The sequence below is a fragment of the Bacteroides sp. D20 genome, from assembly GCF_003436255.1.
In the GTDB taxonomy this organism is placed as follows: Bacteria; Bacteroidota; Bacteroidia; order Bacteroidales; family Bacteroidaceae; genus Bacteroides; species Bacteroides uniformis.
The window spans coordinates 55,104-69,924 of the sequence record NZ_QSOO01000015.1; the positions used below are offsets into that span (position 1 = coordinate 55,104).

The following is a 14,821-nucleotide window of genomic DNA, read 5'->3' on the forward strand; positions in this document are numbered from 1 at the left end:
TACCGTGTCATATTTGAGGCATTCCGCAGGTTCATTCTCCACTATGAAAACAGTGCCGAACGTCTCGATATTATGGAGGACATCATCACTTTGCGTGCTTCTTTCCTGATAGACAAAGCGTTGACAGGTTTACGTATTGACCTGGACCGTGCATTGGAGATTCTGAGAAACCATAATAGCTTTACGACGGAGAGAGAGAGGCTGCAGCGTGACATTCTCATCGCTGCCATAGACAACCTGGTTGATTTTGCGGCGGCCGAAGAGTATGCGATGTTCAAGGATATGCCTGAGACAGTGGATGAACGGGATATGGAGACATACGGGGAGATATGCCGCCGGTATAACTTTATTTATGCGGAGAGAGAGAACAGCCAGGTGCTTTTCGCCGCTTCGATGGCGGCATGGTGGCTCACGGTGGATACGGACACGGTGCTGACCTATATGACGCAGGGAGACGAACGGGTGCGGGCGTGGCATCTGTCCCTCGAGGGGCTCTCGTACCGCAAATCGGAATTCCCGCCGGAGTTGATACCGCCCATTGAGTGGGGATGCCGTTGTTTTCTGGTAGCGGACGGGTTCGCCGCGGTACGGGCTGCACTGCCCGTTCCGGAAAATTACAGGAAGAGGATCGATCCTGTCTTCCGGGAGAGTCTGGCCACGGGTGGACGCATTTTTTCCAGGGCACACCGCTATTTCGACATGCCGCTGCCGGAGCACATGACCAAAATTGTAAAACGGATAAAAGAAAAATTTCATGCAAAAGATAACACTCGATGAATTTTGCACCCATTGGGTGAGGGAAAGGGGAAAGGGAGGCTGGGATCCGTTCCTGCCCAGCCGTCTGGCGGGTAACACGTTTGATTTTGCCACCGAGGCCGGACAGTACAGCCGGCAGCAGTTTCTTGCCTCCTTTCCCTCGGGAGGTTTCTGCGGCGGCACATGGACGCCACGTACCTCCCGTTGGGGGCGGAAGTTTACACATCCGGTCATGAATGACACGGGAGCTCTTGCCGCAGGTATCAAGGGAGAAGCGGACAGGACCGATATCAGGGGGCGGCGCAGCGACGGCAGCCGGATATTCCGTAAAGGGGCCCGCTACTCAATATGGACTACCGAGAAGAGCATTCCGATTAAGGGCAAACGGGGACGCAGCAAGAACCGCTACGGGCACTATGCCGCCGTACACAATACCGACCCGAAATTTGGTCTGTACACCGTAAACCAGCATTCTTCACGGCGTCCCGTACACCGCCAGTTCATAGGTTTCTCCCCGAAGATAGAGGATTACATCGCTGATAATTTTATGGATATGATTTTTAAAGGATTCCCGGGCGTATGATAAAGGACAAGCATTCCGTAGGACAACCGCATCAACCGGCTCCCGTGCAGGAAAGCCTGCCGGAAGAAGTGTCCGAAAATCCGTTTGTGAACATGTATCAGGCGGTGAAGCGGGCCATACAGACCATAAAAGAGGACCCGGACGATCCGCTCTCACCTCCCTTTTTCAAGACCATAGCCATTGACAACGGACAGTTCGCCCGTATCGTACGTGGGGAAAACACGGAATATGAGACCGTTTTTCCGGCCGTCTTTATCCATTTCGTCAACGTGAGGTACCTGGTGCAACAGCAGAGAATCGGCGAGGGGCGCGCCACCATGCGTGTACGCTTCATTCTTAATACGCTCAACAACGGGGACGAGGATAGGGAATGCGAGTCATTCATCGTATTCCAGAGGCTGAACGTGGCCATTCAGGATGCCAAGAACAGGGAACCCGCCCTTAACGAACGGTGTAACCTGACCTATTTTGACATGCCGACCACCACTAATATGCTCCAGGCGTATTGGGTGGACTATGAGGTATGGTTCCGGGAGTCTTCCGCATGGAAATACAGGGACTGGGTAAAGCGCTATCTGGTCATGCCGCCTTTCACGCAGCATGGCGATGCGCCGCAGCATGACGGCGGCGGGCACGGCTATCACCCTGAACCGGGCTATGATAAGGCGACAGGATTCAGTCAGGCGGTGGAAACAGGCGTACATGGCGGAAACAAGGATGAGATTTCCGGCATTTGATGGTGGGGCCTTGCACATTCACGGCATGGGTATCTGAAAGGGTGGTCCGGCGCTTCGTCCGTTCAAACAATGCATGGTCATTTTTCGATTAAATGTCATTATTCCGGGAAGTAAGTCCCGCTACCATATCCAAATGTCTTGTAAAATGATCTTAAAGTTGCGTGGCGTGCAGGTGGACAGCCCGTCCGGAACTGTTTTTAACCCATAATCTTGTCTAACGCCTACTCTTCCATAAAAAGAAAAACATGAGTACAGAAGAATTGCAATATGTGGTGGGTGAAGCAAAAACGGGTGAACCTGCCGTTATCCGTTTCTTCGGCCGCGTAACGGAAGAAACCACCTCCCGGTTCAATGACGAGTTCGACTTTCTTGAAAATATTATCCGTCCATCCTGTATCCGCGTGTTAATCAATTCGGAAGGTGGCAGTGTCCTTTACGGCATGTCCACTTATTCCACCATCGCCAATGCCAAAGTGGACACAGAATGTGTCATCGAGGGCGTGGCGGCGTCAATGGCTTCCATTATCTGGGCTGCGGGCAAACGTTCCCTTATGCGGGACTACGCCATTTTAATGATCCATAATCCTATACTGCCGGACAATGACGGGGAAGAGCCTTCGGACATGCTGTTGGCTTTCACCAGGCAGATAGAAACGATTTATCGGAAAAGGTTCGGTTTGACCAAGGAGCATGTGCGCGCCATTATGGACGGGCAGGCCGGCAAGGACGGGACTTATTTTGATGCGCAGGCTGCCGTAAAAGCGGGCATCATTCCATCAGAGAACATTATTCGTACATCGAAGCAGCTCTGTCGCAAAGTACATGACGAGATTGCCGGACTGGCGGACACGGCGGCCATTCAGGAGTTGATGGACCGCGTCAGTGAGGGGAATAAACCTTTTGAGGATATTTTTCCTACTCTTACAGAAACAGAAAACGATATGGCAAACGAAAACAAGACACAAGGTTTTGAGTACGGGGCGATTGCCGCCTCGCTGGGCATGAAGGACGGAGAAGTCAAGGACGTGATGGCCCGTATCTCCGAACTGGCAGCGATGGAACCTAAATACAAAGAGGTGCAGAAAGCCCTGAGTGACGCACAAACGGTCATAGCCGGTAAGGATGCTGCAATCCGGAACTTGCAGAAGGATCTGTCCGCTGCTACGGCACGTCTCTCCACTTACGAACAAAAGGAGAAGGACGAGAGGACATCCCGCATCGAAACGCTGGTGGAGAACGCCATTGGCGAAGGCAAGATTGACCGTGAGGCAAAAGCGCAATGGGTGGAGATGGCGGAGGCCAACTTCGAGTTGGCGGAAAAAACACTGGCTTCCATCCCCGCGCGTGAGATCATCTCCAAAGAAATCGCCAATGACCCGGCCAACATCCAGGCCACGGCGGAGGCGACCAAGACGGCCGAGCAGATGATGGCCGAGAAGGTGGCCGAGGTAGTCGGTGCGGATTTCAAGTTCCGCAAACTCTGACAGGCAGACATCCGATCTTAATTGACATGCCGGAGGCCGCAGGCCTCGCGCGGAAACACAAGTATCCGCCAGTCGGCCGAGTTTCACATTTCAACGGAAAAACTTAAAACGACAATGGCCGATACAGTAAATTTTCTTCAAAATGGATATAGCGGCGAGGTTCTTGAGGACCTGCTGACCTATACCGTGCAGGGTAATGATACGGTTCGTGAAGGACTGATCCATATCAAGACGGGCATCCAGCACCGTTATACACTCCCTGCCATCAAGCTGGGCAATATCATTCAGGACAATGTGCCGACCCCACAGCCCATTCACGGTTCCAAAGGGGATGACGGCTCGAACGAGTACCAGTTCACCGAACGGTATCTTGAGCCCTCCGATTTTATGGTTTACCTTGAATTCAATCCCAGGGACTATGAAAAGTACTGGCGTTTCGCACAACCGGAGGGCAGTCTTGTATTCCGGGAACTTGACCCGAAAATCCAAGCCACGATGCTTCGCTTGCTCATGGACAAAAAAAACGAATACATCGGTAATGCCATATGGACCTCCGCACGTGGCGGAGATACGGTGGCAAAAATCACCGCACCGGAAGGCTGTACGAAAATTGGTGCCAACAAGGAGAAGTATTTTGATGGTGTTGTCAAACGCATCCTCGACAATGTAAACTCTACGGACACGCAGGTAGTTGCCGGCGGACAGTGTATCGTTTCGGGAACGACCGAGTTGACGGACGGTGCGGCGGTGGAAGCGGCTCTTTATGCGATGTGGAAAAAATGTCCCAAACAAATCCGCAAGAAGACATCCTTGGCCTTTGTGGTAGGATGGGATGCTTGGGACGCGTATGACCAGTATATCTCGGACAAACAGGTCAAATACTCCGAAAATACCGAGGTCAACCGCTATCGCTTTAAAGGCAAGAGGATTATCCCGATCGTGGGAATTCCCGAACATACGATGGTGCTCGGCGAGTTTTCCACCGGGATGGACTCCAATCTTTGGATGGGGGTGGATTATGCCAACGATACGGATATTCTGAAAATTGACCGGTTGCAGGCCAACTCCGAACTGTTCTTTTTCCAGATGCGCATGAAAATGGACGTGAACATTGTCCGTCCCGCGGAGATCGTGGTGCATACCGCCTACAAAAAGAGCGAATAACACACCTTTCTTCATTTTTCAATATCCACCCGGGGAGCGGAGGTCAGAGCCCCGTTCCCCATTTTTATTCCACTGTTATGGCAAAAAAAATAAATACGGAGGAGGAACCTCAAAAAGAAGGCAACAAGGTTGCCGCACCGGAACTTCCGGCGGAAGCAATACCGGAAACGTCCGAGAAAATATCCGCTACGGTTGAAGACAAACGGCCCGTCCCGGCTGAGAATACAGGGAATACGGAGGACGAGGCGGCAGACCCGTATATACTGGCCCTTTTGGAAAAATTCCCTGCATATCCGTCCCTGTATATCGACAGGCATGGTGGAACCTACACTCCGGACACGGCGGCAACTGTCAGAGGCGGGGCTGTACTTTACAAAAACCCTTTTTATAACGAACTTAAAACAAAACCATAATGGCACTCGGCAATGTCTTTATCAAGGATGTGGACGGCAATATCCCTTACGAGACCGGTTCTTCCAACGAGAAGGTGACGGGATTATTGTTTGATATTTCCCTCCAACCCACACTCTTTACGGAAGGGTATGGCAAAACCAATGAAACGAAGCTTAAACCGGGGGATGTATGCTACATCACCTCATTCAAGTCCGCCGTTAAGGATTTCGGTATTGTTGAGCGTGTGGAGGCTACCGACGAGGAGGAGATGAACGTCAATTTTCTGCATGGTATTCCTGCCTACCATATTCGTGAGTTTTTCCGGATGTCAGGCAATCTGAACGGTTCAGGAAAACTCTATGTGATGTTTGCTGACTGTTCTGCAAACTGGGACGCACTCGAAATCATGCAGCGTGCCGCCGGAGGCATGATCAACCAGATGGGAATTTGGACGGAACAGCCGCTGTGGAAAGCGAACGGGACTTCCGGAGAGTACAATCTCAACCTGGTAAAGGGACTTAATGATGTGGCTGTAGGGCTTGCCGGACAGAACCAGCCCCTGTCACTCATACTCTCCGCCAATCCATCCAATACAGGGGCGGACACGACTGAGGGGCGTCAGATTGACTTGAATAGAATACCGTCATGTATCTGTGAGTCAAGTCGTATCAGCTGTATATTCGGCCAGGCGCATCACGAAAAGATCTCCACGATGCAGATGCGCAACAAGAATCACACACCGGTAGGATTCTTGGGCGCGGTCATGGGTGCCATTGCCAAGGCGAACGTCCATGAATCCATAGCATGGGTCAAACAGTTCAACCTCTTCACGGATGATTTTCAGGAGATAGAGCTGGGGTTCGGTGATATCAGCCTTGACGAGGCGGAGGAACATTTTATCAGCCTGAACCGGTATGAGTCGTTGTCCCCGTCACTGCTTGACGAACTTGATGACAAGGGCTATATTTTCCCCATCAAGTACGCCGGCCGTGAGAACGGTATTTATATTTCAAAGGACCAGACCTGCTCAACGGGTGATTTCCGCACCATCGCAAGAAACCGTACTATCAACAAGAGTCGCCGCGCCGTGCGTGCCGCACTGTTGCCATATGTGAATTCCCCGTTGATGGTCAATCCTTCAACCGGGTTCCTTGCCCCGTCGAAGATCACCGCATTCAAAACACTCATCGGGGATATATTGGCCAAGATGCAGGCGGCACAGGAAATTTCAGGATATGCTGTCACTATCGATCCGAACCAGAATGTACTGGTGGACGATACGCTCCGCATCTCCTATGTCCTTGTGCCTGTCGGGGTGGCTGTGGAGATTTATGTAGAGGAAGGACTTTCATTAACCGCAAACAAATCATAGAAAATGGCAATAATTAATAATGTGGCATATTCATGGTCTATGATAACCCTGTCATCGACCGCCCTGGGAATTGACGAGGGATCCACGACCCTTGAAGGTGTGTCCGCTATCAAATGGTCGAAAAAACGTAAGGTGGAAAGTAACTATGGCATGGGTGGAAAACCTGTCAGCCGCGGATTCGGAAACATTACCTATACGGCGAGTATCACAATGGACTATGCCACGCAACAATTGTTGCGTTCAGTCTATGGCTCGTTGCTCGAAATCGGTGAGTTCGACCTGATCATCAGCTTTGCCAACCCCATGGCCAGTGATGACTGGACGACCACAACGGTGACACTCAAAGGATGTATCTTTACGGAGGACTGTCTTGAGTCGCAGCAGGATGATACCAACATCACGCATGAGTTCGACTTGAATCCGTTTGATATTCAGATAGGTAACGGCGATACAATCTGACTTGTCATGAATGTGACCTTTGAAGGAAAATCTTCCACCGGAAAAAATGAATGGCTTACACCTCCTTGTTTGCTTGACAGGTTGGGAGAATTCGATTTGGACCCGTGTTCACCGGTAAACCGTCCATGGGATACGGCGAGGCATCACTACACCGTCGAGGATGACGGGTTACGGCAGCCATGGTTCGGGCGGGTGTTTTGTAATCCGCCCTATGACACGCCGCTGATTGTCCGCTTTATCCGTAAATGTGTGGAGCACCGGAATGCTATTGCGCTCACTTTTGCCCGCACGGACACCCGGCTGTTTCATGAACTGATATTCCCTTATGCGGACACAATACTTTTCATCAGGGGGCGGCTCAGGTTCTATCATGTCACCGGAGAGCAGGGAGGCACTGCCGGGGCGCCATCCTGCCTGATCTCCTTTAACAGGGAAAATACCGCCGCCCTGAAAATGTGCGGTATCGAAGGGAAATTGGTAGCTCCCCGATTTTTATGATCATTCCTTGGTCGGGTATGCTGAAATTGGCCTGTCTGTCGGAAACGTAATTCCGGCGGACAGGCCGTCTGGTATATCAGGAACGTTACAAGCCCGGGCTATATGGAAATATGCGCTTCCCTGTCAAAGGACAGGTGCTCATTGCCGGACACATATCCCAATTGGTTGCAGATACATCGGGTATGGCCGATAACCTTGTTTATATTACGGTGGGAATGACCGTAAATCCAGTATTCAATCGGACTGTCTGCAATAAAGTCCCCCAGCTCGACAGTAAAGGCCCCGTTTAGCGGACTTCCCCTGAATTCTGCAGCCATCAACTCGAATGACGGCACATGGTGCGTGGCGACAATGATATGTCCGGCCGTACTCTGCATTACGCCCTGTTTTAAAAAACGAAGACAACGTGAATGCTCGTCGTTGAATCTTGTATAGTCCAACGGCTCACTGCCATGGCGTATCCTGCGGAAATCGGTGATGGCACTTTCCGTCGCATAGGCATCCTGCAACGGAATATGGGACCAGAGTGTGGTAGCAATCAGGTCGGTATCTTCATCCAATGAAATAACGGAGTTGTAGTGGCAGGTGATGTTTTCCCTGATTTTGAGCGACCAGCCGTTATACAGTTTGTCAATGTCGAACATTTTATAAAACTCGTGGTTGCCGGGGATCACTATGACCTCCCTGTAATTTTCGGAAGCCCAGTCCCAAAACGGATGTCTGGAATAGTTCTCGTCACCGATATATCCAATGTCACCGGCAAGCACAAGCACTTCTCCGGCAACAGACAACGGATCGTCCCTCAAGAGGCAACTGTTCTCCCTGAATTCAAGATGAAGGTCGGAAGCATATTGAATTTTCATCATTGCGTTGTAAAATTATCCTTGAGTTGTTTCAACAATTGTTCCGCCGTAACGTCTTTCAGTCCGGCTGATTTGAAAAAGTCCGCATTGGGCAGTTCGTCCTTAACACTCCCGCAGAATCCGTCAATGTCTTTCTTGAGAGTGTCGGGTACCGTATGGATATCTGCCGGAGAAAGCATTGCAGCCAGTCTGAACACATCTTTCTTATGTTTGGCAATATGCCTGCTGTCCACCTGCTCTCCATTGTCCTTTCGTCCGAGCATTTCCAGATAAGCCTTGCATTTCAGACAGATAAGGCTTTCAATATTGGCAATATGCACCCCGTATTCCAGTCTGCTGTGGGCAATTGTAAAATTGTAATAATCATCATCCATCAGAATGGCGGACAGGCTTGACAAGTCCTCGTCAACCGGAACCGGTGTGATATGGGCATCCTCCGGAAAATTGACAAGTCCGGGATTTCTGGAAAAAAGTTCCACCTGATAGGGGAATTCCGGGGCTGAGGGCTCCTTGAACCTGTAATATTCATGCCGCTGTTCCCCTTCGCCCGTTCCTTTGTTCCGACTCACATATCCGGCGACTTTTACGAACTCCCAAAATTTAGCGACAAAATCTGAAGACAGGGCTTCCACTATCAGAATAATGTCTATGTCCTTGGTCGCCCTCGGATTCTGTGCATATATTTCCTCATGCACTTCGCAGGCGGTACCTCCGATAATGACATAGTTGTCTTCGTAACCTACAAAAAATTCTTTGAATTTCTCTATACCTCTTACCATTGTATATTATTTATCATGTTCTCCAATTCTATTTGAATCCGTTCGTCCCCGATATCTTTCATGGACAGGAATAAAGACAGCTTGTCCACTATTCCATTGTCCTGCAACAGTTTCGGATTGTAACGCCATATTTCAATACGGTTCTCTCCATATTCCTTGTCTGTCCGGAACTGCAACCTGCGGAACTCTTCTTTCGAAACCGCATAGCTGCCGTTCCTTTCCCTGTTGAGCATCGAATATTCCGACAGGGCATTCACGCCGCTTATGGAAAGAGTGTCATCCGGGCGGATATCCGTATACACCACCCGTTCGACGGGGTTCGCCAAAAACGGCAGCGCCCTGTCCCATAGTTCATGTTTTGCGGATTTGAATTCCAGACTCTTTGTCTTAATCCCGGACAAAGTTACGATTTCTTTTTCCTCCAACCATCTGACCGCCCGGTTTGCATTGGCATAAGAGACTTTAAACAGGTCTGCAATCTCATAAGTACCCTTGCCGGCAAGGGAATTTACTTCCAGATGATAAAGGATGGCACATTGGGCTATCGCCGGAATTTGTGTCCCTTTTTCCTCTTTGGGGGCCTTTTGAGGTTTCAGGTCAATCAGTAAATCCGGTATGAACATCTGTCTTGGCGGTATAATGAAATTTACGCGTTGTCTGACAAGGCGTTGTATGTTATAAGACGCCATCATGTCAAATACAAATATTACCGGATGCCGGACCTTCCGCTCGACCAGTTCTTTCTGCCTCTGTATTTGCCCCGGCGTATATGCGGAACTGTCCGTACTGCATAAAAGAAAGACTTCCCGGCCCAGCAGGTTTGCCGTATAAAAATGGTATCCGGCGGTTATATTGACCGGGAACATATTCAAGACCTCTCTTCCAATGGGCGCAATATCAACCTTCAAATCAAACGTTTCGTTGATATATTGGCTTGTTTTATGTATATAATCATTTGATTTGCACATAATCATTCGTATTTGATAATGTGCAAATATAGTGATTATATCTTGTTTTACAAATAAATATAATGTATTATCTGCTTTTATTTCCTGAAGATTTGTTTTAAACGGGCTCTTGCCCGGAAATGCAGTGTTACGATCAGCCGGTAGCTTCATCATATTATATATGGATAATAAAACCCTATGTTTGGTCCATACCGGATAAAATGTATGCCCATATAATCTTTTCACCGTTCTTTGCCCTACTCTTTCGATGAATCAAAACAATATTCGACATGGACGAAAAAATGCTTTCACTGGAACAGGAAACTAAAATCAAGGAAAAAGCTCTCAAATTGAAAGAAGAGAAGAAGCTCCGTAAAATTTATCCGATGGTGGTCTTCGGAGACACGTCCAACGGCGAGAAAGAGACTTATGTGGCTTATATGTCCGAACCGAACTTTCCACAATTCAGCAAATTCATGGCCGCATCAAAAAAAGACGAGGTCATGGCCATGCGCACACTTGCCCGGGACTGTTTTGTGGATGGCGACAAGGAACTTGTGGATGACGAGTCACTCTTCCTTTTCGGACTTATGGGACAACTTTCCGAACTTATCACCACGCGGCAGAGTCTCCTGGTAAACTTATAGGCCGGTGGGTGGTGACGGACGATCAGCGTATCCGCCAGCGGACTGTCTATATCCGCCACTACTTCCCCGGCGTCAACCTTGACACGATCTCTGACGAGGAGTTCGCCATGCTCTCCGAAGAGGCGCTGTGGCTGCACGAGCAGATGCTTGCCAGCCGCATGCCGTTGCCGGTTTCCATGCCGGAGAGGATACCCTGAACGGCCGCTGTAATCCTCCGGGGTTACGGCGGCTTCGCTTTAAACCCCGTCCTTTCCGGTGACACTACTCTTTTAATGCGACATTCCCTTCAATCATGGCTCAGGAACAAAACTATCAGGTCAATTATACCATCAACGTCGACGCCTCGCAAGGCACTAAACAGGTCATAGCTTTCGGTGAGGCTGTGGGCAAGCTGGTGCAGGCGAAAGCCTCGCTGTCCCCTGCGGTAAACAACATCAAGACAATGATGAACGAAGTTGACCGTGTCTTCCGTACCAAAAATGGGAAGAAGCGTAGTTTTGACTATCGGTTGACCATTGACACGAGGAGCAGTGAGGAGAAGCTGGAACGTGTCAAAAACCTGCTTACGGACATTGCGGCCCTTTCCAAAGGCATCAGCCTGACCATTAATGCGGGACAGGTGCTCGACAGCAGGAAAATCAAAACCGCCGCTAAAAATCTTTACGAGAAGAAAGCTGCGGAGATTCGCAAGGCCGAAATTGAGAAAAATGCGGCCTCTTCAGTAGGTACGATGGTCGACGCCCAGAAGCGCATAACCAAGGCCATCGGCAAAATCAATTCCGCCCTGGTTTCCGTGGAGCGCGGCAGGGAGCTGCAAATCAGGACCGATACGGCGGAAAACCGGCTGCAACGTGTGCTTTCCCTGCTGGAACGTATCAAGGGGGAATCCCGCCCGGGCCTGGGCATGCAGGGTGGAATGTCCGTGGGGAGCTTGTTTCCTTCCGTTCCCGTTCCTTATGCCCCGGGAACATTCGTCATGCCGGAAAAGGCACAGCAGAAACTGATGGAGCGTCTTTATGCCCGGCAACAGCTGCATCGCCAGAAACTTGCACATGCCGAGGATGTTTTTGCTGCCGACCAGCGTCGCAAGGAGGAATCGGCCCGGGCCTCCGCAGAGGAGAAACGGCGTACCGACGAAGCCCGTACCAGGGAACGGGAACGTAAGGATGCCGCCCGCGAAGCGGAAAAGTTACGCCGGCAGACAGAACAGGCACGCCGGAAAGCCGAGACGGAACAGCGCAAGGCGGAACAGGCGGCAAGAAAACAGGAACAGCGTAACGCTATGCAGTCCGTACGGCTGATGCAACGGGAACATACCGCTGCCGGGACACTTTACCGTAGCAAGCGACGTGCGGCCATCAACCGTATCCAATATTCGAAGGCACCCTCGCTGAGGAATCTGCCTTTCGCTTCCATGCTGAACGCCTACATGGGCTACAGCCTGGTACGTTCGGAACTGTCCGACGCTGTCGAATATGCCAATATCATGAAGTCGGCCAGATCCATCCTGCGCGTGGCCGACATGGATCTGGGATCTTTTGAGACCCGCTTCGACAACATGGCCCGCCATGTCCGCAAGATAGGAATCGATACGAAATATACTGCTGTGGAGATCGCCGGCGCCGTCAAGTTCCTTTCCATGGCCGGCATGGATATCGAGACAATCCACAAATCCATCCGGCCGGTCACGAACCTGGCGCTCATCGGGGACAATGACGTGTCCTATATTGCCGACCTGGCCACGAACATCATGGCTGGCTATGATATCCATAACGACAGTATGGATAGTGTGGCGGACATTATTGCGTCGACCATCTCCCGCTCGAATGTCAATATCGTCGAAATAGCGGAATCCTATAAAATGGCTGCCGGTTACCTGCGTATGGCCGGTGTGGAGTTCACGGAAGCCAGTGCCGCCATAGGCCTGCTGGGCAATATGGGGTTGAAAGGAACACTGGCGGGTACCTCGCTGCGGGCCATGTCCACCCGTTTTGCCAAGCCTACGAAAGAGGCCCGGGAGGTTTTGGACCGCCTGGGCGTCAAATTCACGGAAAAGCGTGACGTGGAGGGGGTACGGGTGGAGAAGTTGCGCCCCATAGCGGACATCTTCGAGGAGCTGAACAGGAAAGGCGCCTCAATGGCGGACATGCAGGCGATTTTTGGAAAAATCGGGGGGAATGCAGCTATGATGTTTGTCCGTAATTACGACCAGCTGCGTGCACTCAGCTCCCATAATAGAGGTTCCCAGGGAATATCGGCGGAACTGGCACTTGTAAAGCAGGATACCACTAAGGGATTGTGGGCGCAGGTTACCTCCCAGCTGAGCGAGGGGTTCATGCGCGCGTTCGAGGTGATGGAACCCTCGGTACGTGCCGTTCTGCGTTCCTTTCTGGATAAATTCAAGGCTCCGGAATTTACCCGCGGACTGCTTTCTGTCGGGAACGCCCTGTTGGACATATTTACCGTCATAGGTAATATCGGGGCTTGGGTGGCACGCAACTTTCATTGGATAGAACCGCTTGCTTTTACGGGAGCGGTGGCTGTCCGGCTGTTCAAGGTGGCCGGTGCCCTGACCAATATCGGTATCGCCATGGGCTTTATCGGCAGACAATCGGCGGCGACGGCGGCCGTCGGATCTGTACAGGGATTGTTGGATATGGGGAGTCCCGGCAAGATGTCTTTCGGACAAAAGAGGGCCATTGTCTCGGCCATGCAGTCCGCAGGCGTGGCAGGACGGGGAGCTATGACGCGTACCTTGATGTCCGGAGGCGGTGTTGTCGGGGCGAAGGGTGTGCTGCAGTCGCTGTTCGCAACACAGGTGGCCACAGGTGGCAGCCTGACAGGCGCAGCCGCCTCCCTGAGTGCCATGGGCACGGGAGCGGTGGCTGCCACGGCGGGAATCGCTGCATTGGCCGGTGCTCTGGGATGGGTGGCATATAAGACCTGGAAGATAAAGGAGGCGAAGGATGCCGTACTGGAAGAAATCGCCTCGAACCGCAAGTACCGTTATCCGTCCATAGAGGCCCTCCATTCCTCTTTGAGTGAGACCTACAATATGGCGCTCAAGACAAAACGTGCCGTGGACGAGGTTGTGGCGGGGAAGAGCATCGAAGAGGCTTCGGGACGTAAGATAGGTGCGTTCACATCCAACTGGTGGACGGGATTTCTGGGAGAGTTTGCCATTGCCTCCTCAGAAGGCATGGTGTCGCGCGAGCATATATACAATATGGACAAGGCACGTCAGGACGACATAAGGGAGGCGCTTGTGACCCTCGCCAAGCGGGACAGCCAGACACGTATTGACGCTGCCTACGCCGAATTCGGCAAGATGGGTACGGCACTGGACGTCGACGCCTTCCTTAAAACGGTACAGGAACGTTTCGGCCAGCAGGACAAGGATCTGGACAAGTCACTATGGAACGTAAGGGACGGTAAAATCGTCTATGTGGATGATATTGGTGACAAGCCGGAAGCGGTGGCCGCCCGGACATACGATTACGCCCGGTACATGAACACGCAGACCGTACCGGAGATTATACGGGCCGCAACAGCCTACCGTAACGCCATCTCGAGCGCCGCAGACGCGCAGGAGTTTATGCGTAAGGGCGGTTTCGATTTTAACAGGCTCAGGAGCTGGGGGTTCGAACAGGATGAGAAAGGCCGGTGGAAACAGCGGACATTGGGACAGGATGCCACGGACGAGCAGCGTATAGACAATATTGCCAACCGTAAACTGGCACACAATGTCCTTGTCAAATTCTTTTCATCACTCCGGCAAACGTTTGGCGGGTCAGCGGAGGCGGCCGAGAATATCCTTCGTACAGCAGGATTTACACCCGGACAGTACAGCAACGAACCGGACTCCAACGATACCCGTCCGTTCGACACGAATCCGATCACCAATTCACACCTGGATGACGGAGGTGCCGGCGGAAACTACTCGGGCACGGGCAAACTGTCATCCGCAGCCCCCAAACAAGTTATCGTAAACATCGACAGCCTGCTGAGTGTAAGGACTATCGACCTGATGAAATCAAAGGAGGGACAGACGGAAGAGATACAGAACCTGAAGGAACAACTGGCACAGGCGCTTATTGATGTTGTCCACGACTTTGACGCATCATGGAACGCATAAAAAA

General features: G+C 51.3%; 15 protein-coding genes. 12 read left to right on the plus strand and 3 right to left on the minus strand.

The features are described from left to right. The first annotated feature begins 141 nt into the window (after positions 1-141). The 9 genes from DXD78_RS15275 (at position 142) to DXD78_RS15315 (ending at position 7,446) form a co-directional block, all read left to right on the plus strand. Entirely contained in the window at positions 142-777 is a 636-nt protein-coding gene (locus DXD78_RS15275; RefSeq protein WP_101604278.1) for a phage minor head protein, read from the plus strand. Continuing rightward, positions 755-1,339, plus strand: coding sequence for a hypothetical protein (locus DXD78_RS15280; RefSeq protein WP_101602769.1), 585 nt, complete (start codon positions 755-757; stop codon positions 1,337-1,339). The genes DXD78_RS15275 and DXD78_RS15280 overlap by 23 nt, the downstream gene beginning before the upstream one ends. Continuing rightward, the gene (locus DXD78_RS15285) at positions 1,336-2,076 is read left to right on the plus strand and encodes a hypothetical protein (protein ID WP_101602768.1); all 741 of its coding nucleotides are present in this window, start codon (positions 1,336-1,338) and stop codon (positions 2,074-2,076) included. Before DXD78_RS15280 ends, DXD78_RS15285 begins: the two co-directional genes overlap by 4 nt. 245 nt (positions 2,077-2,321) lie before the next feature. Further along, positions 2,322-3,560, plus strand: a complete 1,239-nt coding sequence (locus DXD78_RS15290) for an ATP-dependent Clp protease proteolytic subunit (protein ID WP_101602767.1) — start codon at positions 2,322-2,324, stop codon at positions 3,558-3,560. Positions 3,561-3,674: 114 nt separating this feature from the next. Beyond that, on the plus strand, positions 3,675-4,724 hold the full coding sequence (locus tag DXD78_RS15295) for a hypothetical protein (RefSeq protein WP_101602766.1): 1,050 nt from the start codon (positions 3,675-3,677) through the stop codon (positions 4,722-4,724). A gap of 77 nt (positions 4,725-4,801) precedes the next feature. Next, complete coding sequence (locus DXD78_RS15300) at positions 4,802-5,137, plus strand: hypothetical protein (protein ID WP_101602765.1); 336 nt, start codon at positions 4,802-4,804, stop codon at positions 5,135-5,137. Then, on the plus strand, positions 5,137-6,489 hold the full coding sequence (locus DXD78_RS15305; protein WP_101602764.1) for a DUF2586 family protein: 1,353 nt from the start codon (positions 5,137-5,139) through the stop codon (positions 6,487-6,489). Before DXD78_RS15300 ends, DXD78_RS15305 begins: the two co-directional genes overlap by 1 nt. 3 nt (positions 6,490-6,492) lie before the next feature. Next, the gene (locus DXD78_RS15310) at positions 6,493-6,948 is read left to right on the plus strand and encodes a hypothetical protein (protein WP_032534349.1); all 456 of its coding nucleotides are present in this window, start codon (positions 6,493-6,495) and stop codon (positions 6,946-6,948) included. 6 nt (positions 6,949-6,954) lie between these two features. Further along, a complete protein-coding gene (locus DXD78_RS15315; protein WP_101602763.1) occupies positions 6,955-7,446 on the plus strand; it encodes a DNA N-6-adenine-methyltransferase in 492 nt (163 codons plus the stop codon). Between the two features lie 98 nt (positions 7,447-7,544). On the opposite strand, the gene DXD78_RS15320 is transcribed toward DXD78_RS15315, so the two are convergent. From DXD78_RS15320 to DXD78_RS15330, 3 genes are read right to left on the minus strand one after another with little or no spacing between them, the layout of a single operon-like run. After that, positions 7,545-8,309, minus strand: a complete 765-nt coding sequence (locus DXD78_RS15320) for a metallophosphoesterase (protein ID WP_101604277.1) — start codon at positions 8,307-8,309, stop codon at positions 7,545-7,547. Further along, entirely contained in the window at positions 8,309-9,088 is a 780-nt protein-coding gene (locus DXD78_RS15325; protein WP_101602762.1) for a hypothetical protein, read from the minus strand. The genes DXD78_RS15320 and DXD78_RS15325 overlap by 1 nt, the downstream gene beginning before the upstream one ends. Then, positions 9,082-10,056, minus strand: a complete 975-nt coding sequence (locus DXD78_RS15330; protein ID WP_178285199.1) for a hypothetical protein — start codon at positions 10,054-10,056, stop codon at positions 9,082-9,084. The genes DXD78_RS15325 and DXD78_RS15330 overlap by 7 nt, the downstream gene beginning before the upstream one ends. Before the next feature lie 269 nt (positions 10,057-10,325). Between DXD78_RS15330 and DXD78_RS15335 the strand changes: the two genes are divergently transcribed. The 3 genes from DXD78_RS15335 (at position 10,326) to DXD78_RS15345 (ending at position 14,817) form a co-directional block, all read left to right on the plus strand. Then, positions 10,326-10,682, plus strand: coding sequence for a hypothetical protein (locus DXD78_RS15335; RefSeq protein ID WP_032534345.1), 357 nt, complete (start codon positions 10,326-10,328; stop codon positions 10,680-10,682). A gap of 8 nt (positions 10,683-10,690) precedes the next feature. Next, the gene (locus DXD78_RS15340; RefSeq protein WP_226789690.1) at positions 10,691-10,879 is read left to right on the plus strand and encodes a hypothetical protein; all 189 of its coding nucleotides are present in this window, start codon (positions 10,691-10,693) and stop codon (positions 10,877-10,879) included. Between the two features lie 95 nt (positions 10,880-10,974). Further along, positions 10,975-14,817, plus strand: a complete 3,843-nt coding sequence (locus DXD78_RS15345; RefSeq protein WP_101602761.1) for a phage tail tape measure protein — start codon at positions 10,975-10,977, stop codon at positions 14,815-14,817. The last annotated feature ends 4 nt before the right edge of the window (positions 14,818-14,821 follow it).